The 19,535-nt window shown below is 72.0% G+C and carries 10 protein-coding genes; 4 read left to right on the top strand and 6 right to left on the bottom strand.

Annotated elements, in window-relative coordinates; all coding sequences use genetic code 11:
• Positions 1 to 863 precede the first annotated feature (863 nt).
• Entirely contained in the window at positions 864 to 2,339 is a 1,476-nt protein-coding gene (locus WMF33_RS41110; protein WP_437333713.1) for a glycosyltransferase family 4 protein, read from the top strand.
• A gap of 230 nt (positions 2,340 to 2,569) precedes the next feature.
• Here the strand turns inward: WMF33_RS41110 and WMF33_RS41105 are convergent, their stop codons facing one another.
• The 4 genes from WMF33_RS41105 to WMF33_RS41090 form a co-directional block, all read right to left on the bottom strand.
• Positions 2,570 to 4,105, bottom strand: coding sequence for a heparinase II/III domain-containing protein (locus WMF33_RS41105; protein WP_437333712.1), 1,536 nt, complete (start codon positions 4,103 to 4,105; stop codon positions 2,570 to 2,572).
• Complete coding sequence (locus WMF33_RS41100; protein WP_437333711.1) at positions 4,102 to 5,367, bottom strand: glycosyltransferase family 4 protein; 1,266 nt, start codon at positions 5,365 to 5,367, stop codon at positions 4,102 to 4,104. Before WMF33_RS41100 ends, WMF33_RS41105 begins: the two co-directional genes overlap by 4 nt.
• Before the next feature lie 139 nt (positions 5,368 to 5,506).
• A complete protein-coding gene (locus WMF33_RS41095; RefSeq protein WP_437333710.1) occupies positions 5,507 to 7,072 on the bottom strand; it encodes a hypothetical protein in 1,566 nt (521 codons plus the stop codon).
• 16 nt (positions 7,073 to 7,088) lie between these two features.
• Positions 7,089 to 9,377 (bottom strand): GumC family protein, encoded by a 2,289-nt coding sequence (locus WMF33_RS41090; RefSeq protein ID WP_437333709.1) that lies wholly within the window; start codon positions 9,375 to 9,377, stop codon positions 7,089 to 7,091.
• A gap of 288 nt (positions 9,378 to 9,665) precedes the next feature.
• On the opposite strand from WMF33_RS41090, the gene WMF33_RS41085 reads away from it, so the two are divergent.
• On the top strand, positions 9,666 to 13,136 hold the full coding sequence (locus tag WMF33_RS41085) for an FG-GAP-like repeat-containing protein (protein ID WP_437333708.1): 3,471 nt from the start codon (positions 9,666 to 9,668) through the stop codon (positions 13,134 to 13,136).
• A gap of 256 nt (positions 13,137 to 13,392) precedes the next feature.
• On the opposite strand, the gene WMF33_RS41080 is transcribed toward WMF33_RS41085, so the two are convergent.
• A complete protein-coding gene (locus tag WMF33_RS41080; protein ID WP_437333707.1) occupies positions 13,393 to 14,655 on the bottom strand; it encodes a hypothetical protein in 1,263 nt (420 codons plus the stop codon).
• Positions 14,656 to 14,714: 59 nt separating this feature from the next.
• Positions 14,715 to 17,354, bottom strand: coding sequence for an O-antigen ligase family protein (locus tag WMF33_RS41075; protein WP_437333706.1), 2,640 nt, complete (start codon positions 17,352 to 17,354; stop codon positions 14,715 to 14,717).
• A 199-nt stretch (positions 17,355 to 17,553) separates the two neighbouring features.
• On the opposite strand from WMF33_RS41075, the gene WMF33_RS41070 reads away from it, so the two are divergent.
• The gene (locus tag WMF33_RS41070; protein ID WP_437333705.1) at positions 17,554 to 18,834 is read left to right on the top strand and encodes a phage head spike fiber domain-containing protein; all 1,281 of its coding nucleotides are present in this window, start codon (positions 17,554 to 17,556) and stop codon (positions 18,832 to 18,834) included.
• 25 nt (positions 18,835 to 18,859) lie between these two features.
• Positions 18,860 to 19,495 carry a phenylalanine--tRNA ligase beta subunit-related protein gene (locus WMF33_RS41065; protein ID WP_044989384.1) on the top strand — a complete coding sequence of 212 codons (636 nt, stop codon included), beginning with the start codon at positions 18,860 to 18,862 and terminating at the stop codon, positions 19,493 to 19,495.
• The last annotated feature ends 40 nt before the right edge of the window (positions 19,496 to 19,535 follow it).

Below are 19,535 nucleotides of genomic sequence, written 5' to 3'. Positions count from 1 at the left end.
GGTTGAGGCCGCCGCGCCTCCGGCCTCCCAGGTTGAGGCCGCCGCGGCTCCCAGGTTGAGGCCGCCGCCGGCGTCCCAGGTTGAGGCCGCCCCTCCGGCCTCCCAGGTTGAGGCCGCCGCTCCGCCCTCCCAGGTTGAGGTCGCCGCCGGCGTCCCAGGTTGAGGCCGCCGCCGGCGTCCCAGGTTGAGGCCGCCGCCGTTGCAGCCGGAGCCACGATGTCACGCTCTGACAGGCTCTCCGCAACCGAAGAGACACCCCTGGAGGGTACATTCCTGGGGTGAGGCGAGGACGCCTATGCCGGGTCAGGTCGGCTGAGCTCGGCAATACCATCCTCGGAGCCAACGTCACCGTGAATGGAGCGCCTCGAGCACGGACGTCGCGGGCAGCGCGTTGCGGATCATCGCACCTGGACGAACGGTGAGGTGCATTGTGCTCGCCGCACAGACCGTCGGAATCGAGCGATCAGCAAGTTTGACTTGCGTCGTGGCTGCCGACGATCCGCGCGACAACAAGGGAATCGACGGACACTGACACCGCATTTTTCCGATCATCAACCGCCGCAAAACGCCTCAAACATAGATATTTACAGTGTAAGTGTAAAGTGTGTGATCTCTCACCATGACGGAAGGTTGGCTTACTAGGGCTTTTTCTTACCTGACGCGCACACTTGTGTCCGTAACCTGCCCCCCGGGTTGTCTCGGGCGCATTGTTGAGGTAGTAGGGGCACATCGACCAAGGCTTTTCTGGCGTTTTATATGACGAGCTATGAATATCGCGCTCCGCGCTGCACCAAAAGGGGGGGGGACTCCCAAAGGGAAGGAGAGCGATGGTAAGTACGCTCACTGCGGTTATCCTTGCGCTGGTGCTCTCCTGGGCGGCGACGCCGCTCGCGCGGAGGGTGGCGTTCGCTGTGGGTGCGGTCGATGAGCCGACCGCGCGCCGCGTGCACACCCGGCGCATCCCGCGCCTTGGCGGGCTCGCCATCGTCGCAGGCTTTTTGCTGCCGCTCTTCATCCTCGTTGCGCTGCAAACCGACATCGCGCTTCAGTGGTTCTCGCAGCGCTCGCTCGTCGTGGGCCTGCTGGCGGGCGGGCTGACGATCGCGGCGGCAGGCGCCTGGGACGACTCCAAGGGGATGCGCGCGCGGCACAAGCTGCTCGCCCAGATCCTCGCCGCGTCGATCGCGTGGATCTGCGGGCTCCGCCTCGAGTGTGTGACGCTGCCGTACTTCGGCCACGTCTCCTTCTGGCCGTTGTCCTTTCTCGTGACGATCCCCTGGTTCGTCGCGATCATCAATGCGGTCAACTTGATCGACGGGCTCGACGGCCTCGCCGCGGGCGTGGGCTTCTTCGCGTGCGTCGCCAACTTCATCACCGCATACCTGGGCGGCTACCCGGGCAACCTGGTGATTTGCCTGCTGGCGGCGACGCTGGCGGGCGCGATCGTCGGATTCCTGTTCCACAACTTCCACCCCGCGACGATCTTCATGGGCGACACCGGGAGCATGTTCCTCGGGTTCATGCTCGCGGCGATCCCACTCTTCGGCGTGGGCACGGCCAAGGGTGGAACCGCGCTCGCGGTCCTCGTGCCGCTGCTCGCGCTGGGCCTGCCGATCTTCGACATGATCTCGGCGATGGTGCGGCGCTTCATCGCCCGCAGGCCGATCTTCTCGGCAGACCGGTCGCACATCCACCACAAGCTCCTCGATAAAGGCCACTCGCACCGCGGCGCGGTGCTGATCCTCTACGGGCTGAGCCTGCTCTTCACCGTGATGGCGCTCGTGGCGTACGTCGGCCGCTCGCACGAGATCGGCTTCGCGCTGGTGGCCTGCAGCGCGGTGCTCTTCATCGTGGTGCGCGCGGCGGGCTCGTTCGCGCTCTTCGGGGCCCGCCCCGCCGCCTCCAAGCGCTCGCGGGAGGCGGTCGTCGAGGCGCTGCGCCGCGCCGTGCCGCGGGCGCTGCTCGAGATCGAGACCGCGAGCGGGCCCGAGCGGCTGCGCGTGGTGCTCGAGCGCTTCGCGGCCGAGGCGCGGCTCCTGGCCATGGAGGTGAGCTCCAAGGGCGCGAACGGCAGCGCGCGCGTGAAGCCCTGGACCTGGACGCGGGACATCGCGACGCCGCTGCAGCTGCGCGAGGCGGTGGCCGCGGTGTTCACCTTCGACCTCGGGGGCGAGACCGTCGAGCTGCGGTTCCGCTGGGACAGCGAGGAGAGCGCGGTCAACCCGCAGGCGGACATGTTGCTGCAGCTCGTGGCCGACTCGGCGGAGCGGCTGCTGCTGCGCCGGCCGTCCTCGCGCACGCTGGAGCCGCTCGCCCAGGGGCGCCTGTCGGTGGTCTGAGCCGCCTCGTCCAGCGGCCTTCGGCCTCCACCGCTGGGCCCGCAGGACAATCCACGAGACACCGTAGAGCGCGCTCATCACGTCGTCGCTTCGAACGCTACGACGAACGCGCTTTATCACCGGTTCTCGAATCCCACGCAGTCCTGGAAGGTTGAATCAGGTCAGGGGTCGCGGCCGAGGAACGCTCCCCAGGGGCGTCGATGGCCCGGCCCACGCTCGAGCGGGGCGCGTCACCACCGGACGCGAAACCCGCCGCGAAAGCCGCCCCGGACCTGGAAGCTGCCCGCGAAGACCACCGCCGCCTGCGGCTGCCGGAAGCGGGGGAACCACACGCCCGAGCTCCGGTCCAGCGTGAGCGCCCGGCCCTCGATCGCGATCGATCCGGTCCGCAACGCGGCCTCGTCGAGCCTGAGCCGCGAGCACGCGCTCGTCCGGCCGCCGATGATCTCGTCGCGGATGGCGAGCTCCCGCTCGGAGAGCTCGAGCGCCCGCCGGTGCACGGGGGCTCCAGGGAGGAACCGGTATCCGTCGTGCTCAGCCTCCACGGCGACATGCGCGCGGGCCTGCTCGATCCGGCGCACCTCGGCGCGGGCACGGCGGCCGACGCGGAAAGCGCTCCACACCTCGCTCGAGTCGGCGCCGCCGAGCTCGATGGTGTTGTGCGCGCGCGTGGCCCGGGTCTCCTCCCGATCGCGATCCGCCTTGTAGCTGGAGACGCCGTAATCGACGACGGCGCGCTCGCCCCCGATCCACAGCTCGAACGTGAGCGCGTCGGCGTGCACGTGCCCCGGCTGGTAAGACGCCCCGTCCGCCCCGGCGTCGAACGCGAGCCAGGCCCCAGCGCCGGAGCGCAGGATCACCCAGCCGGTCGACGCGAGGCGGTGGAGCGACGGCGCGCCGTCCGGCGCTGCGCCGGGCGATCGGGCCGGATCGAAGAGGCCGAGCTCCTCGCCGAGGCCGAGGACGACATCGAGCTCGGGCGCGGCGTCGAGCGCGGCGTCGTTGAACAGAGGATAGGTGCCGTCCGGAGCGCGGACCGCCGCGGCCCACGAGAGCGCCCTCTCGGCCGTCGTCCGCCAGAGCTCGGGCACCTCGCGCCCGGACGCTTGCGCGAGCTCGATCGCCTCGAGCAACGCGGCCGTCAGCGCGAGGTGGTACGAGGCGGAGAGCTCGAAATGCCCCCCGTCCTCCAGGAACTGCTCCGGCAGCTGCCAGGCGAGGAGCGCCGAGCCGAGCTTCCACCACGCCTCGGCCTCGAGCCCTTCGGTCACCGCGCCGCCGCACACGAGCCCGATGGCGTTCTCCACCAGATGATTGCCGAGCAGGTGCAGCTCGAGGCCGAGCGCGATGGCCCGACAAGCGCGCCCGAGCTCGGCCGAGAGCCCAGGACGCCCGAGGCGCGCGGCGACCGCGAGCCGGCGCGCGCGCACCGAGGCGGGGAACGGGTGCGACGCGATGGGGTCGTCCCACGCGCTCGGGGCCTCGAGCGTCGGATCGGCCCCGAGCTCGTAGCCATAGGCGCGCTCGTACGCATGCAGCAGCGATCCCTCGGGGATCGCGGCCAGGCGCGCGCCGCCGCGCGCTCGTTCGGCGTCGGCGAAGGCCGCGAAGCGCGCGCGCGGCGGGGCGAAGCCGGGGCGGACGCGCGGAGGTCGCGCCGACGTGGGGACCTTGCCGAGCGCGCGCCGACCGAGCGCGAGCGGGCGGGCGAGCACTTGAATCGGATGGAGCTGCGCCACGGTACGGGCGATGCGCGGGAGGTTCATGCCCTGCTCCTCCCCTGTTCTCCTCGAGAGCCCGAGCGAAGGAGCACGCGCTCCAGCACCTCGATGTAGTCGCGCGCGAGCGCGTCGCGATCGAACGAACGCATGACGTAGGATCGCCCCGCTTCCCCCATGCGGCGCCGCCTGTCGGCGTCGGACGCGAGCTCGACGATGGCCCGGGTCATGGCCGGCACGTCCTCGGGCGGAGCAAAGATGCCGGCGCGCGCCTCCTCGACGATCTGCCGTGCCTCGCCGTCGACCGAGATCACGACCGGGCGCGCCATGGCGAGGATCTCGAAGATCTTCGAGGGGATCACGGTCTCGAACAGCTCGGTCTTGCGCAGGGGAACGAGGCAGATGTCGGCGGTGGCGTACACCTCGGCGATCGCGTCGCGCGGGAGCGCGCCGAGGAACGTCACGTTGGTGAGCCCGAGCTCACGCGCGCGCGCCTCCAGGCTCGCCCGCTCCGCCCCCTCTCCGACGAAGAGGAAGCGGATGTCGTCGCGCGCGAGCAGGCCTTGGGCCACGTCGAGCACCGCGGAGAGGCCGTGCGCCATCCCGTGCGTGCCGACGTACGCCACCACGAGGCGGTCCCCGAGGTCGAGCTTCGCCCGGAGCGGCGTGTCGCGCGGCGACGGCGTGAAGCGGCCGAGATCGACGCCGTTGCGGATGACGTCGATCTTGTCGGCGGGCACGCCCCGGGCGACGAGGCGCTCGCGGAAGCTCTGCGTGACGACGACGATCTCGTCGGCCACCCGGTAGAGCTGCTCCTCGACGACCGTGAGCCCACGCACGACCGGATGCCCCGCCGGGAGCGCGCCCACGGCCACGATGGACTCGGGCCAGAGGTCGCGCACCTCGAAGACGAACGGCAGCCGGCGGGGCGCGGCGAGCCCGTAGCCGGCGACGGCCGTCAAGAAGTGGGGGCTCGTCGCGATGAGCACGTCGCTCGGAGGCAACGCGAGCTGCGCGAGCGTCAGCGCGGAGGCGGCGAACGACCCGTACGCCAGCGAGCGCCGCACCGTGCCCCGGTTGGGGGCGGCGTAGATCCACGTGCGGAGGACCCGCACTCCATGGAAGTCCTCCTCGATGCGGACCCGACCTCGGTACTCGGGCGGGACGACCCCGGTCGGGTGGTTCGGCAGACCTGTGAGGACGGTGACCTCGTGTCCGGCGCGACGCCAGGCTCGGGCGAGCTCCGAGACGCGCGCCGCGGGGGCGCCCGGCTCGGGCGGGAAGTAAGGGGAGACGTAAAGGATGCGCATGATCTGCGTGGCGCTTCAGGCCAGATCCTCGTTGGGGGTTGGTTCGGCCGTTCTCCTGGCGGAGCTCGCGCCCGCGGCCGCTGCAGCCTCGGACCGAGGCGAAGCAGGCCGCCGGCACCCGGACGGCGACGCGGGGGCCCTACTGGCCCGACGATGACGGCTGGCCGAGGCGTCTGTGGCGCAGGGGCCGCTCATATCCATGGCGCACTTTACCCATGGCAGCGAGCTTACGCCGCACGAGGTTGACGAACGAGGCCGTCAAGATCGCCACGAGGACCGCGAACCCCAGCGTGAACGAGATTTTGAGGAGGGCGGTGAGCTCGCCCCGGAACTGGTTGTACGAGAAGGAGGCGAGGCACGCGCCGGTCGCACGGCCGAGGAGCGACGTGTCGCGCGCGGCCGCCAGGACGAGCGGCAGCATGAAGAAGAGGGCGCACATCGCCGAGATCTGGATGAAGGTACCGACGAGGCCGAGGTTCAGGTACCCCTCCGCGGCGGCGCTCAGCGCCAGGCCGCCGCCACGCCGCGCGAGGTCGGGATCCTTCCACAGGACATAGCGCTGCGACAGGGCGAGCGGCCGGTCGGGCCAGACCGGGCTGGGAACGAGGATGAGGACGGCGTTGACCCAGCTCTCGCCCGGGTATTCCACGAGGGGAGGCTTCTCGTTCACGATGCTGACGAGGTTCTCATAGATGCGCTGGAGCTCGCCGATCTCCATCACGTTCTCGGTCTGCTCGATGCGCGCGGCCGCCGACTCGAGCTGCGCGTCGAGCCCGCTGCCCTGCTTGAAGCGGAACCCGTCGATGGCGATGCCGTAGAAGACGGCGCACACCACGCCCAGCGCCAGCCACAGGCGCCGGATCTGCATCCCGTAGGCATGCAGCGCGAGCCCGACGGAGGCGACGGCAAAGATCAGCGCGCCGCGCCGCCCCGTCACCGTGTAGAGCAGGAAGCTCATCAGGAACGACGCCCCGGCGACGGACACCAGCGCGGGGGCCCGCAGGCGGGCCTTGCGGAGCGACGCGAACCGGAGAAAGAAGTAAACGGCCGCGAGCTGGATCAAGTACCAGCCCGAGATCAGGATGCCCTTGCCGAACCCTTCGAGGTAGGTGTCTGCGTAGCTCAGCGTGAAGAACCGCCTCACGCCGATCGAGGCGATCCACGCGAACACGAGCCCGAGCCCGAGCAGCCCGACCACCAGGTTCCCCCAGTCCTGGTCCAGGATCGCCTTCGGTCTGTGCACCGGCACCAGGCGCTCCACGTTCGGCGCCTCGGGGGGCCGGCTCAGGGCGGTGCACACGATCGCGCACCCGGCCGCGCCGACGTAGGCCACCTCCATGGCCGCCTCGTCGCGGCTCGACAGATGCAGGCTGCTGGACATCAGCAGGCGCAGGACGGGCGTGTAAGCGACGCTGAGGAAGTACGTCGCCGGCACGTACGTCTCCGGATCGAGCGGATGAAAGCGGGGGCCGCCGGCGCGGGCGAGCGACGGGACGAGCGTCAGGAACACGATGCCGAGGGTCCACCCGAGCCCGCTGCCGAGCGACCCCTCGAGGACGGGGCCGAGCGCCGCGAGGGCGGCGACGAGGAGCGCCGCCCCGACCCGGACGCGGGGCGCCCTCGCCCGGGCGGGGGCTGCCTTGGCAGCGCGCCGAGCGCCGGGGGCGCGGGGGATCCCCCACGCGCCAGGGGGCCTCAAGGACATCAAGGGCCGGGGCTCCTCAATTCGGCAGGGGCGGCGGAGGCGGCTCCGCGGGGCCTCCGGGCGCAGGCTCGGCAGGCGGCTGGGCGTAACCGTCGCTCTTGTAGCCGTAGTAGTGGTAGACGCCGTACTCTTTGCGGTTCAGGTCGACGGCGTTCAGCACGACCCCCACGGTCTTGCCCCCGACGTCGTAGAGCGCCCGGATGCCGTGGCGCGCGAAGTCGCGCGTCGTGACGGCCGCTCGCACGACGAGCACGGTGCCGTCGACCAGCGTGGACAGCACGGTGCCGTCGGTCACCGCGACCAGGGGAGGGCTGTCGATGAGCACGCGGTCGAAGCGGCCCTGGAGCTTGCGGAGCAGCGCCTTGAAGCGATCGCTGTGCAGGAGCTCCGCCGGGTTCGGCGGGATGGGGCCCGCGGGGATGACATAGAGGTTCTCCACCTCCGTCTTGAGCGCGCTCTCGTCGTCGATGACCGAGTCGTCGAGCAGCGCGCTCGTGACGCCGATCTCCATGCCTTTTCCGAAGATATGGTGGAGGCGCGGCTTGCGGAGGTCGCAATCGATGAGGACAACCCTCTGCCCTGCCTGCGCCATGGCGACGGCGATGCAGCAGACCGCCGTCGTCTTTCCCTCCGCGGGCCCGGCGCTCGCGATGAGCAGCGTCTTGTACGGGCGGTCGGGCGCCATGAAGAGCAGGTTGGTCCGGATCGCGCGGGCCGCCTCGGCGATCCCGCTCTTCGGTTGATCGTGGACGACGAGCTCGCGACGGCCCGTCTGGGCCGCGCGCCTGCCGCGGCGGTTCGCCCTGCGGAGCTCGGCCTCCCGCTTGTTCCCTTTGTCGAACTCCGGCAAAAGGCCGAGGAGGGGCAGCCCGAGCTCCCGCTCCACCTCATCCGGCGTCTTCAGGGTGCGATCGAGCAGCGCGCGCCCGAGCGCCGCCACGATCCCGAGGAGCAGCCCGGCGAAGATGCCGACCGCGATGTTGGTCGGGACGCGGGGGCGCAGCGGCTCGATCGGGCGGCTCGGCCGGTCGAGGACGCGGATGTTGTTCACCCGCATCATCCGCTGCAGGTCGCTCTCCTTCGTGCGCTCGAGCACGAGCTGATAGAGCTTCTCCGTGTTGTCCTTGGTCCTGCGGAGGCGGTCGTACTCGATCTTCAGCGAGTTCAGCTCGAAGGCCTGCTTCCTCGCGTTCTCGAGCAGCGTCGCGAGGCCCGCCTCCTGGCGCTTCACGATGGCGAGATCGCGGTTCACCGCTCCCTGGACGTTCTTGACCTCGGCGATGAGCGCGCTCCTGTTGGCGGCGATCCGCTCGTTGGCCGCGCGGACCTCCGGGTGATTCTCGCCCTTGCCGGAGCCGAGGAGCGAGTCGCGCTCGCGGACGCACTCCTCTTGTCGCGCCCGCAGCATCTGGAGCACCGGGCTCTGGATGAGCTCGGAGGCGGGGAGCTCGGTCGAGCTGTTCGGGTCGACCTTCGACAGCTCGAGGCTCCGCGCGGCGAACTCCTCCCGTCGCGTGCGCACGGACGTGAGGGCGTCGTTGATCTGCTTCATCTCCTCGCGAAGCAGGTTGGTCTGGTCCTCGAAGTCCACGTCGAGGATATTGTTGCTGAGCTTGTACTCGTGGAGCGAGGTCTCGCTCGCCTCCAGGTCGTTCTTCAGCTTGTCGAGCTGCGTCCTCAGCCAGTCGACGGCCGAGTTCGTCGAGGCGAGCGCTTCATCGAGGTTCTGCTCGATGTACACATCCATCAGGGTGGCGAGCACGCGCTGCGCGCGCTCGCGATCCGCATCGTTGTAACGCACGACCGCGAGGCGGCTGTCCTTCACCGGCTCGACCAAGAGCCGCTCGAGCAGCAGGTCCGCGGCCTCCTCCGGGGTCACGGACTTGGGCGCGGGGGCCGCCGCGTCCTTCGGGAGGTCCTCGAGGAAGTAAGTGTCGTTCTGCAGGCTGAGCTGGGCGACGACCGCGAGCGCCACCCGCGTCGACCGGATGACCTTGTACTGGGTCTCGTAATAATCGCGGTTATTCCAATACGACCCAGTGCCCATGTCGACCACGGCGTCGACCCCGCGGCCGAGCGGCCTCGGAGGATTCGGATCGAACTGCACTGTCGCCGTCGACTGATAAATTTTCTTCTGTCCGAGCGTGTAGAAGGTGACGCTGAGGGCGACGAAGATCATCGTCGCGAGCGCGGTGGCCCAGTGCTTGCTGATGATGCGCCAGGCGGCGACGAGATCGAACGAGCGCTCGGCCGAAGCGTCGCTGGGGGACAGGGAAGGCGAGGGGGCTCTGAATTCGTCAGCCATAAGTCGTACGCTCTAAGCGCGTTTCCCAGGGTAGGGGGCCGCGCGGAGGGCTAAGGTGCCCCCCAAGTCCCCAAAATTCAAGCCGGCGTTCCGAATTGGGCGGGGATGTAGTATAACATGCGCACGTCGGGCTGTCCACGGCCTGAACGCCCGGGCGGCGGCGCGGAGGAGCGCGCGCTGGGAGGACTTTTGCTCGCTGCTGCCGCTCCTCCGGGATGGATTACACTTCGGCCGCGTGCGCAGCGCTACGCTCGCTCGCTGAGGACAAGCAGAATGACACGGTCATCGATGGTAACGCGTGCAGGCGCGATGGCGGCGTGCTCCGCGCTCCTCTTCGCCGGAAGCGACGCGTTTGCAGACTGGCCTTCTGCCCGTCACGACCCGCAGCGCACGGGCGCCACGTCGTCCACGAGCAATATCGCCAAGCCGGCTCCCTACTGGCGATCGTACCTGGGCGGCACGCTCACGTCGAGGAGCATGTTCGCAGGCGACGTGAACCAGGATGGCGAGATCGACCTGCTCTTCGCTTCCGGAGGGCGCGTGACGCTCTCCGATCCGCAGGGCTTCACCCGCTGGAGGACCCCTTCGATGGACTTCCGGGGGCTGCAGGCGGTCGAGGATCTCGACGGGGACGGGCTGCTCGAGGTGGTCGCCGTGACCGGCGCCGGGGCGGCCGTGCTCGATGGAGCGAGCGGCGACATCCTGTGGATGGAGCACGCCACGGAGCTCGGCGTGCTGGGCGCAGCGCGCCTCGCGGACTTCAACGATGACGGCCACCTCGATCTGTTCCTCGACGAGTGCGGCTGCTGCGCGGTGAAGACCGAGAGCCCGGGCGTCATCTACAGCTTCGCGCGGGGGTTCAGCGCCGTGGAGACGCTGCCCCCCCCGCCGCAGCGCTCGCACTGCAACGCCGCCATCGACACGGTCGGCGACTGGGACGGGAACGGAACTGCCGATCTCCTCGTGTCCTCTCACGACCGGCTGTTCTTCGTCTCCGGGTCTGGGGACGTCTTCGCGGAGTCCGGGCTCGTCGGAATGCACCTCGGGGGCGCGATGTGCGAGGCCGTGCGGCTGGGCGACCACCCGAGCCGCCAGCAAGCGCTGTGCTTCCAGAATCGGGTGTTCGGCGTGCAGGGGGCGCGCGAGGTCTCCCTGCTCGCGTACAGGCCGGGCGAGAGCCCGTCGCTGGCCGTCGCCTGGCGGAAGACGCTCAGCCCCAACGACGGCGGCGACGCCCGGGCGCCGACGCGCCTCGTCTGGGACCTCGACGGCGACGGCGCGCTCGAGGTGCTGGCGAGCGGCAAGACGGGCGAGACGTGGACGTCCTTCGTGCTCGACGCGGCCACCGGCGCCGAGCTCGCCGTCATCCCCGACGAGATCGTGCAGGGAGCGGTCCCGGGAGAGGCCGGCGCCGAGCAGTGGATCCTCGCCTCGCGCGAGGAGCGCGTGTCGGCGTTCCGGTTCAGCCGCGCGGCAGGGCGGCGGGTCGAACGGCTCTGGTCGCTCGACGGGGAGCTGGTCCGCACGCGGTACGACTGGGAGCGCGCGCAGCACACGGGGCTCAGCCAGGCGCTGATCATGCCGGATCTCGACGGCGACGGGCGCGGCGAGCTCGTGCTCGAGTCGACCTCGGCGCCGGTGGTGGTCACCGCGTACGCGACGCGCGCGGACGGGGCCTCGCCGGCCGCGGCCTACCGGGTCGACCTCGGCGTCGGCGTCGGGGCGCTCGACGCGCCGGCGGCGACGTCTCCGGGGTCGCCGCGGCTCATGGTCTCCCGCGAGGACGGCTTCCTCACGCTGCTCGACGCCTCGCTCGCGCCGACGAACCTCGTGCACGAGGGGCGCGAGGTCGTGCCTGGGCTGCGCGTCGGCGGCTACCTCGCCGGCCCAGGCGCCTACGTGAACTTCGGCCGCGCGCCGATCGCGGCGAAGCTGTCGCCGGGGGACACGGCCGACAGCGTCGTCGTCGTCGATAGCCGGGGCGATCTCGTCCGGATCGCGTCCGAGGACGCGAGCAACGTCGCGCCGGCCAAGCCGGCCTGGCGCGTCGTCGACGCGTTCGGCGCCTCGATCTGGCCCGCCGACGACAGCTCGCCGGCGACGCTCGCGTGCTTCCGGCGGCGCCACCCGCTCGTCGATCCGCCGAGGTACGCCGTCGTGGCGCTCGACGCGAACGGCAGGCAGACGGGCGAGACCGCGGTGCAGAAGCCGCCCGCGTGGGACGTGCTGCACGGAGACCTCGACGGCGACGGGGCGCCCGAGCTCGTGGCGCTCACGGTCGACGCCGCCTACCGCACCGAGATCCTCGCGCTCGATCGGAGCGGCGGGGTGCGATGGAAGGACGACTTCAGCGCCTCGGCCGGGACGCAGGCCGTCGCGATCGCCGACTGGAACGGCGATGGGGGGGAGGACGTGGTCGTGGCGATCAACTCCGCCCGGGTGCTGTCGGGCCGGGACGGCCGCGCCCTCCGCGAGAGCACCGAGCGGTTCCCCTACTTCATGCCGATCCTCGCGGACGTGTCGGGCGACGAGCAGCTCGAGATGACGCTGCAAGGGGGGTACCACCCCGAGCGAACGCTGCCGCACGATCTGAGCTCCGCGCTCTGGAAGGGGCCGGCGAACAGCCGGCCGTACCCGCACGGCGCGATCGCGAGGTGCGAGGGGAGGTCGCTCCTCGTCGAGGGCTCGTACTTGCAGCCGGCGCGCCTCACGTTCACCAAGCTCGACGGCCCCGGCGCCGGCCAGTCGAGCTCCATCGTGCTCGCCGGCGACGCCGTGTTCCCCGACGAGCAGGCCGCGGAGCGGGCGGGCGCGGTCATGGGCCAGCTCAGCGACGCCGCGATCTCGCGGAACCTCACCGGGCTCCCGTCCGCGGGCCCCGCCGTCGTCATCGGCTCCACGAACGGCTTCCTCTACGCGGTCGACGCGTGCTCGGAGCGCCTCCTGTGGTCGTACGCCTTCGGCGAGCCGGTCGGCTCGCCGATCCTCGCGGACACCGACGGCGACGGCCACGACGACATCGTCGTGAGCGTCGCGGACGGCTACCTCTACGACCTGCGGCACGAGATCCTGCCCGCGCCCGAGTTCGTCTGGGAGATCGACCCGATCGCGAGCCCCAGCGAGGACGTCGACGAGATCGAGACCCGGGACACCCTCCACGTGAAGTGGTCGAAGGTCCCGGCGGCGACGTCGTATCAGGTGGCGGTCGTGGGCGGCGAGGGGAACTACGTGAGCTCGCCGCCGTGGCGCGACGTCGGCGACGTCTCCGAGGCGTCCATCGACCGATTGCCGCTCCTCGACGGGGCGAAGTACTACGTCGGCGTCCGCGCGGTCTCCGCCGCCGGGCTCTCCCCGGATCGCGCGTCGGACGGGGTGATCGTGCGCATGCCGCAGGGCGAAGGGGGCGCCGGTGGGGACGGCGCCGGTGGGGCGGGGGCCGGCGGGGCCGGCGCCGGTGGGGCCGGGGCCGGCGGGGCCGGCGGTGGCGGCGGCGGGGCCGGTGGGGCTGGCGGCGCGGGCGCTGGCGGCGCTGGCGGGGCGGGGGCCGGTGGGGCCAGCGCGGGCGGCGCCGACGGCGCGCTGCCGTTGGACACGCTCCTCTATGGCCGGGGCTGCGCCTGCTCCGAGGCGCCCGGGCAGCCCGGCGCCTCGTGGGCGGCTGGCCTCGGCGGCGTCGCGCTCGCGCTCCTCGCCCTCGGCAGGGCCCGAGCCACGGCGGCCGTTCCGGCGCGCCGCCGCGGGAGCGCCGCGCGGTCCTAGCGCCGAGGTGGGTACAGCTGCCGACGCCGGACCGCTGTACCCAAGTCGAGACCAGTTCCACCCACCAGGAGTCCAGCCAACGGATCCAGAGAGAGAATTCAACGCAAAGGCGCAAAGGCGCAAAGGCGCAAAGGCGCAAAGGCGCAAAAGAATCAATATTAATGCTTTTTTGCGTCTTTGCGCCCTTTGCGCCTTTGCGTTGAATCTCTCTTCTCTCGCGAGGCAGATCCCTGGCGGGATTGCTGACCCGCGGTACTTAGAAGCTAACGCTCTGCCCGAGCGCCAGCGCGGCGGCGTACGCGGCGATGAGCAGGAACATCGCTCCGAGCGCGTAGCGGCGCATGGACGCGTCGATCACGAAGGCGAGGCGGGCCACGCCGACCAGCGCCGAGGGGCCGAACACGCCGAAATGGCGGACCAGGAGCTCCGGCGCCAAGAGGAGGCCCCCGGCCACACAGGCGCTGCTCAGCACGCTGCCGATGGGGAGCGCGCGGCGCGAACGCGGGCCGGAGAAGTAGACGCACAAGGTGTCGGTGATGAGCGGACCCGCCACGGAGACCAGCATCGTCGCCGTCATGGCGTCACGCGCGGCCCCCGTATGAGGGATCCAGGGGATCGGGATCGCAAAGAGCGCGTAGATGACGGCGCCGATGGCCCAGAGCGCGAGCCCCGCCGGCAGCCAGGCGCGCAGGGCGCGCGGCTGCCAGGTCGCCTCGTCGCCCGAGCCGCTCGCGCCCGAGACGCCGCGCGCGGCGAACGCCTGCGAGGCGCTCGAGAAGGCCACGGCGAACGACCAGTAGAGCACCTGCTGCCCGACGCGATGCTCGCCGATGTACTTCAGGTTCACGCTGAGCGAGATGGGATAGACGACCACCGTCGAGAACGTCGCGATGGAGTACGGGAACGCCCGCCGGACGATGAGCACCGCGTAGCGGGCGGCGCGCCGGAGGCGGGTCGGGCGCAGCAGGAGCAGCGCGGGCGAGGCGCTGGCGAGCCCGAGGGCCGTGGCCACGCCTCCGGGGAGGCCGGCCAGCGCGGCCAGCATCGACGCGCCAGGCGAGAAGACGAGCAGCACCGCGAGCGACTGGAGATACCGGCCCTCGCGCTGGAAGAGCGGCCAGAGGCTGGGCGAGGCCGCGGCGAGCAGCGAGCACCCGCTGAAGAAGGCCGTGATGAGCCCCGCCGCGCCGCCCAGCCCGAGGGCGAGCTCGTGCGTGAGCGTGATGCTGAAGGCGACCGCGGCGATCATCGCGAGCGCGCCGCCGGCGAGCGCGCGGCCCGCCTTCGTCGAGAGCGCGCGCGTCCGGCGCGCCAGGATCGGCGCGAGGCCGGCGTGGACCAGCGCGACGGCGACCACCCCGCGCGACATGTAGTTGGCGAGCGCGGCGAGGGCCGCGGGCTGGGACGAGAGCGCGAGCACCCACTGCGCGGCGAGCGAGAGGGCCCGCGGCAGGAGGACGGCGAACGCGACCCCCGTGCCCCCGTGCATCAGGGCGCGCAGCAACGACGACAGCTTCACGAGGCGCTTCGCTGGAGGCGGACAGGGGCGCGCATGACCACAGGGGGCGCGCAGTCTACCTACGGCGAGAGCGTAGGCGCCAGGGCCTTGGCCCGCTCGTCGAGGATCCTCCGGCGCAGCTCGGCGTCGTTGCCGCCGCGGCGCTGCAGCAGGCGCTCCAGCGCGCTCGCCGCCTCGACGTGCGCGCCGGCCGCGCTCGCGGCGTCGGCGAGCTTGAGGAGGCGCTCCTCCGTCGGTTCGTCCTGCGCCGCCCGCGCGTAATAGGTCACGGCGGACGAGTAGTCCTTGCGCCCGGCGAGCAGGTCGCCGACCCAGGTCGCCGCCGACGCGCACTCCGCGTGGGAGCTGCACGCCGCCGGCATCAGGTCGCGGAGCGCCGGGAGGAGCCGCTCGGAGGTGCCCAGCTGCGACGCGGCGACGACCCGCAGGCGGAGGCAGCCGAGCCGGTTGTCGAGCCGCTCGCAGCTCTGCGCGAGCAGCTGCTCGGCCTCCGCGCTCTTCTTGCGCGCGAGGAGGAGCCGCGCCCGCAGCTGGACCGCGAGGAACGAGTCGCTCTTCGCCCCCTGGATCGCCGCCGCGTGCGCCTCGACCTGCCGCTCGCAGGCGCCCCGCTGCGCCTCGTCGCCGCCGCAGCGGGCGGAGCTCGGGTCCTCCAGCATCGTGAGCAGCGCGGTGCCCGCGGCCCAGCGCGCGCCGACGCGCGCAGGGTCGCGCGCGACCGCCTCCTCCGCGCAGCGCAGGCGCAGGTCCAGCGCCTCCCGGCGGTCCCCCACGATCGCCATGCGCTCGAGCATCTCGACCCCGGCCTTGCCCTCCGGCACCGCCCGCAGCAGCTCGTCCCAGCGCTCGGTCCATTGCCGGGCGAGGACCGCGGCGGCGCCGGTGACGGTGGTGTCGTCCTCCACCGCGAGGCGGAGGCTCAGGAGCGCCTGCTCCTTGGCGCCGCGCGACGCGAGCACCTCCGCGAGCAGGAGGTGGGCGCGGCCGTGGCGGCGCGAGCGCTCGAGCGTGCGCTGGAGCCACGGGATCGGGCTCTCGATCCGGCCCTGCAGCACGGTCACCGCGCCGAGCAGCGGGAAGTACGGCTCCGCGGGGTGGCGGAGCATCGCCGCGCGGAGCTCCTCGCGGAGGCGCGGCCAGCCGGCGCCGCTCGCCGCCCCGGCGTCGCTCACGGCGCGGAGCGCCCGGCGGTCGTGGTCGACGTCGCGCCAGCCGAAGCGCAGCATCAGCGCGACCAGCGCGACCCCGGCGGCCGCGGCGCACGCCGCCTCCTGCCACGGCCGCCACCGCCCGGAGTCGGCCTCGTCCGCCGGAGCGCCGCGGCGCGGGCGCTCGCGGTGGGCCTCGCCCCAGAGCGAGCCCAGGGTCGCCGCGAGCGCGATGGCGACGCCCGGCACCTCGAGCCCGAGGTCCAGCAGGTTCTGGAGGAGGAGCACCACGCAGCCGACCCACGCGCCCAGCGCCGCCGTGCTCCCGCGGAGCGCGATCTTGCCCGGGCGAAACGCGACGCCGAACGCGACGAGCGCGGCCGCCGCCGCCGGGACGCCCCACTCCGCCGCCCACTGGATCGCGAAGTTCTCCGCGTGGGTGAACACGATGTTCCCCGGCTCCTGCCGGTAGGCGGGGAACACCGTCTCGAAGGCGCCGCGCCCGATGCCGAAGAGCCAGTGGTCCGCGATCAGCGGGAGCGTCGCGTAGAACAGCGACAGCTTGTTGAGGTTGTCGTCCGCGATCTCCGAGAGCGTGCGGTTCGTGGTGGCGAGCGCGGCCAAGAGGGCGCCGCCGGCGATGGCGAAGCTCAGCAGCCAGGCCGCCGGGCGCTGGATGCGGCCGCCCGAGCGCCGCCTGCCGCGCCGCTGCCGCGAGAGCAGCGCGAAGAGGGCGAGGCCGAGCGGCAGCACGAGCAGCCCGCCGCGCGAGGACGCGATGATGCCGACCCCGACGATCGTGGTGATCCCGACCCCGGCAACCCAGGCCGGCAGGAGCGGCCGGCTCGTGAGCAGCAGCCCAACGCCGGAGAGGATTCCGAGGTTCAGGTACCCGGCGAGGTTGTTCGGGTTGAGCAGCGGACCGATATGCCACGCCGCGACCGAGAACCGCGGTTGATACAGGCCGAAGACCTGCGTCGCGCCGAGCAGCCCGTGGGCGATCGTCGTGAGCGCGGCGAGGAACGCGCTGCCGAAGACGAAGGTGATTCCAAGCCTCGCGCCGTGCCGCGCGCCGACGAACGCCGCGGCGATGAAGATGCCGGAGTACGTGAGCCATTTCACGGCCTCGACCAGCGTCGCCCCCGGATCGAGCGAGATGCTGGCGTACCGCGGCGCCGCCTCGCCGAGCGGCATCAGGGCGCGCGACCAGATGTCGGCGCTCGCGGGCGAGAGGCGCTCGAGCCACGCGAGCGGCAGGGGCACGGCCTGCAGCAGCGTATAAGCGGTCAAGCCGAGCAGCGTGAGGACCGGCAGCGCCCTCACCAACGATCGTCCTTCGGTGAGCGCGCCGGCGCGGAGCGAGAGCGCGGCAGCGATCGTCGTGATCGAAGACACCAGCGCCAGCGTGGGCGTATGGACGGCGCCGATGGCGAGCACGGATCCGGCGATAGCGGCCGCGAGGAGCCACGGGATCACCCGCTCGGCGAGCGGCGGCGCGGCGCCTCCTGGTCGGCTCCACGCTGCGGCGCTCGTCGAGCGCCGGCGTTCCATGGGCGACCTCGGCGAGAAGCGGGGGTAATCCGGATCCACGGCCCGCCAGGGTAGTCGATCTCGGTCGCGAAGGGACGAGATCGACCACGGCATGACAGGCTCGATCGGCGCGGTGCCAGGATTGACAGCGAGAGAGTGGGAGGACAATCATCCCGCCATGAGTGCCGCCGCGCTCCGCCGCGCATCAACGGTCCTTCCGTTGGCGGTCCTCGTCGCGAGCGCGGGGGCCGCATGCACGCTCGACGTGCAGGGCACGGGAGGGAGCGGGGCGGGCGCCGCCCCCGCTTCGCCCGGCGATGGCGGGGGCGGCGGCGAGGGGAGCGTGGACGGTCTGCCGAACGGGATGCTCTACGGGTGGTCCGCGAGCACCCCGGCGCAGCCGGGGGTCTACGAGCTTCCGGGGTGGCTGACGCTGGAGAGCCCCACTCCGGACAAGACCGTGCAGATCGGCGAGAGCGCCCTCGTGAGCGGAATCCCCGCGCACGCGGCCCGCGCGCGCCGGATCCGGGACGACGGCCCCTCCGGGCTCAGCCTCGAGAGCGCGCGCGAGAACCGGATTCCGCTCTCGACTCCGTTGCTGCGCCCCTGGCGCACGCTCCACGCGGCCAGCGTCGCGGAGGCGCACGGGCCGGACGGCGAGCTGTCCGCCGGGCGCGTCTCCGATGAAGACACCGCGCAGGCCGCAGCGACCTACGTGCCGGTCGACCGCAGCGACGGTTCGATCTCGACCGTCTCGGGCTGGGTGGGCGACGTGGAAGGGGAGGAGGGCGGCTTCGCGTGGATACGGGCCTTCGCGTTCGACGACGCCGCCCAGAACGACGAGCGCGCGCGGGTGCCCGCGCCGGCGCGCGCGTGGCGCCGCGTCGACTTCACCGGCGTCGAGACCGCCCGCGCCGGGCAGATCTGGGTCTATCCCGCGGCGGGCGACGGCGCCCGGCAGAGCGCGGCGAGCTTCGCGTTCTTGAACCTCGAGTCGGCCCGATACCCCTCGTCGGCCATCCCCACCTCGGGCAGCGCGCGGCGGCGCGAGGCCGACGTGCTGGTTGCGAACAACGCTGAATGGTTGATCTGGAAAGGGTGGTTCAAGGCGATTCTCGATTTCGCGCCCAACTACGCCTCTGGCGAGCAGCTCGCCGATCACGACCTCCTCTACATCGACTCCGGAACGCGGGTGTTCCTCCGCGCCTCGGACGGCGCCGTCGTGATGACCGTGACGGGCGCCGACGGCTCCGCGAGCCTGGAGACGGAGAGCCTCTCGTGGGAGCGCGAGCAGCCCTTCCACGTCGAGGCCTCGAGCTCGCCGTCGGGGCTGTCGCTGCGCGTCTCCCTCGACGAGGGGAAGGACGTCGAGATCGAGGAGCCGGCGGCCGCCGTCGCGATCCCCGTCCCCGAGTCGGGCCGCATCCACATCCTGGGAGACCCGGACGGCAGCCAGGAATGCGCGGATCTACGCCGCGTCGAGTTCTACGAGGTCCACTGAGCGCGGCTGGTGTAGAGTGCGCCGCGTGCTCACGATCTCGGCACATCCGCTGCTCGAAGCCGCCGCCTTCGTCACGACCTTCCCCGCGCCGCTCGGCGAGCTGCCGGAGAGCGACGCCCTCCGCGCCCTGCTGTCCGACAAGGCCTCGGCCCCGTTCCGCTCGGACGACGCCGTGCGGTCGGCGGTCCGCGACCTGCTCCGGCACGGCGGCTACAAGCCGACCGGCCGGGGCAAGCCGGCCTCCGAGTACCTCATCCGCGCCGCGGAGGGCGGCGCGCTCGCGACCATCAACGCGGCCGTGGACGCGTGCAACGCCGTGTCGCTGCACACCGGGCTGCCCATCAGCGTGATCGATCTCGACCGCGCGAGGCCGCCGCTCCGCATCGACGTCGCGCCCGCGGGCGCCCGCTACGTGTTCAACGCGTCGGGGCAGGAGATCGACCTCGCGGGGCTCCTCTGCGTCTTCGACGCGGAAGGCCCGTGCGCGAACGCCGTGAAGGACTCGCAGCGGACCAAGACCCACGCGGGGACGACGCGCACGCTCTCGGTCCTCTGGGGCAGCCGCGCGCTGCCGGGCCGCGCGGCGGAGGCGGCCGCCTGGTACAAGGCGCTGCTCGGCGGCGTCGGCGCGGCGACCTCGGACGCGCCGATCGCGGCCTGAAGAACCGCGCCGGCTCACCCGCCGCCGGCGCGGGCGCGCT

Source organism: Sorangium sp. So ce394 (genome assembly GCF_051474665.1).
GTDB classification, from domain to species: domain Bacteria; phylum Myxococcota_A; class Polyangia; order Polyangiales; family Polyangiaceae; genus Sorangium; species Sorangium cellulosum_D.
Note: the sequence above shows the minus strand (reverse complement) of the source record. Positions and strands in the feature narration are given on the sequence as shown.

Coding starts and splice junctions, on each gene's coding strand:
- WMF33_RS41105 (WP_437333712.1), bottom strand. CDS start 4,105: ATGAACCTCCCGCGCATCGCCCGTACCGTGGCGCAGCTCCATCCGATT.
- WMF33_RS41100 (WP_437333711.1), bottom strand. CDS start 5,367: ATGCGCATCCTTTACGTCTCCCCTTACTTCCCGCCCGAGCCGGGCGCC.
- WMF33_RS41095 (WP_437333710.1), bottom strand. CDS start 7,072: ATGTCCTTGAGGCCCCCTGGCGCGTGGGGGATCCCCCGCGCCCCCGGC.
- WMF33_RS41090 (WP_437333709.1), bottom strand. CDS start 9,377: ATGGCTGACGAATTCAGAGCCCCCTCGCCTTCCCTGTCCCCCAGCGAC.
- WMF33_RS41085 (WP_437333708.1), top strand. CDS start 9,666: ATGGTAACGCGTGCAGGCGCGATGGCGGCGTGCTCCGCGCTCCTCTTC.
- WMF33_RS41075 (WP_437333706.1), bottom strand. CDS start 17,354: ATGGAACGCCGGCGCTCGACGAGCGCCGCAGCGTGGAGCCGACCAGGA.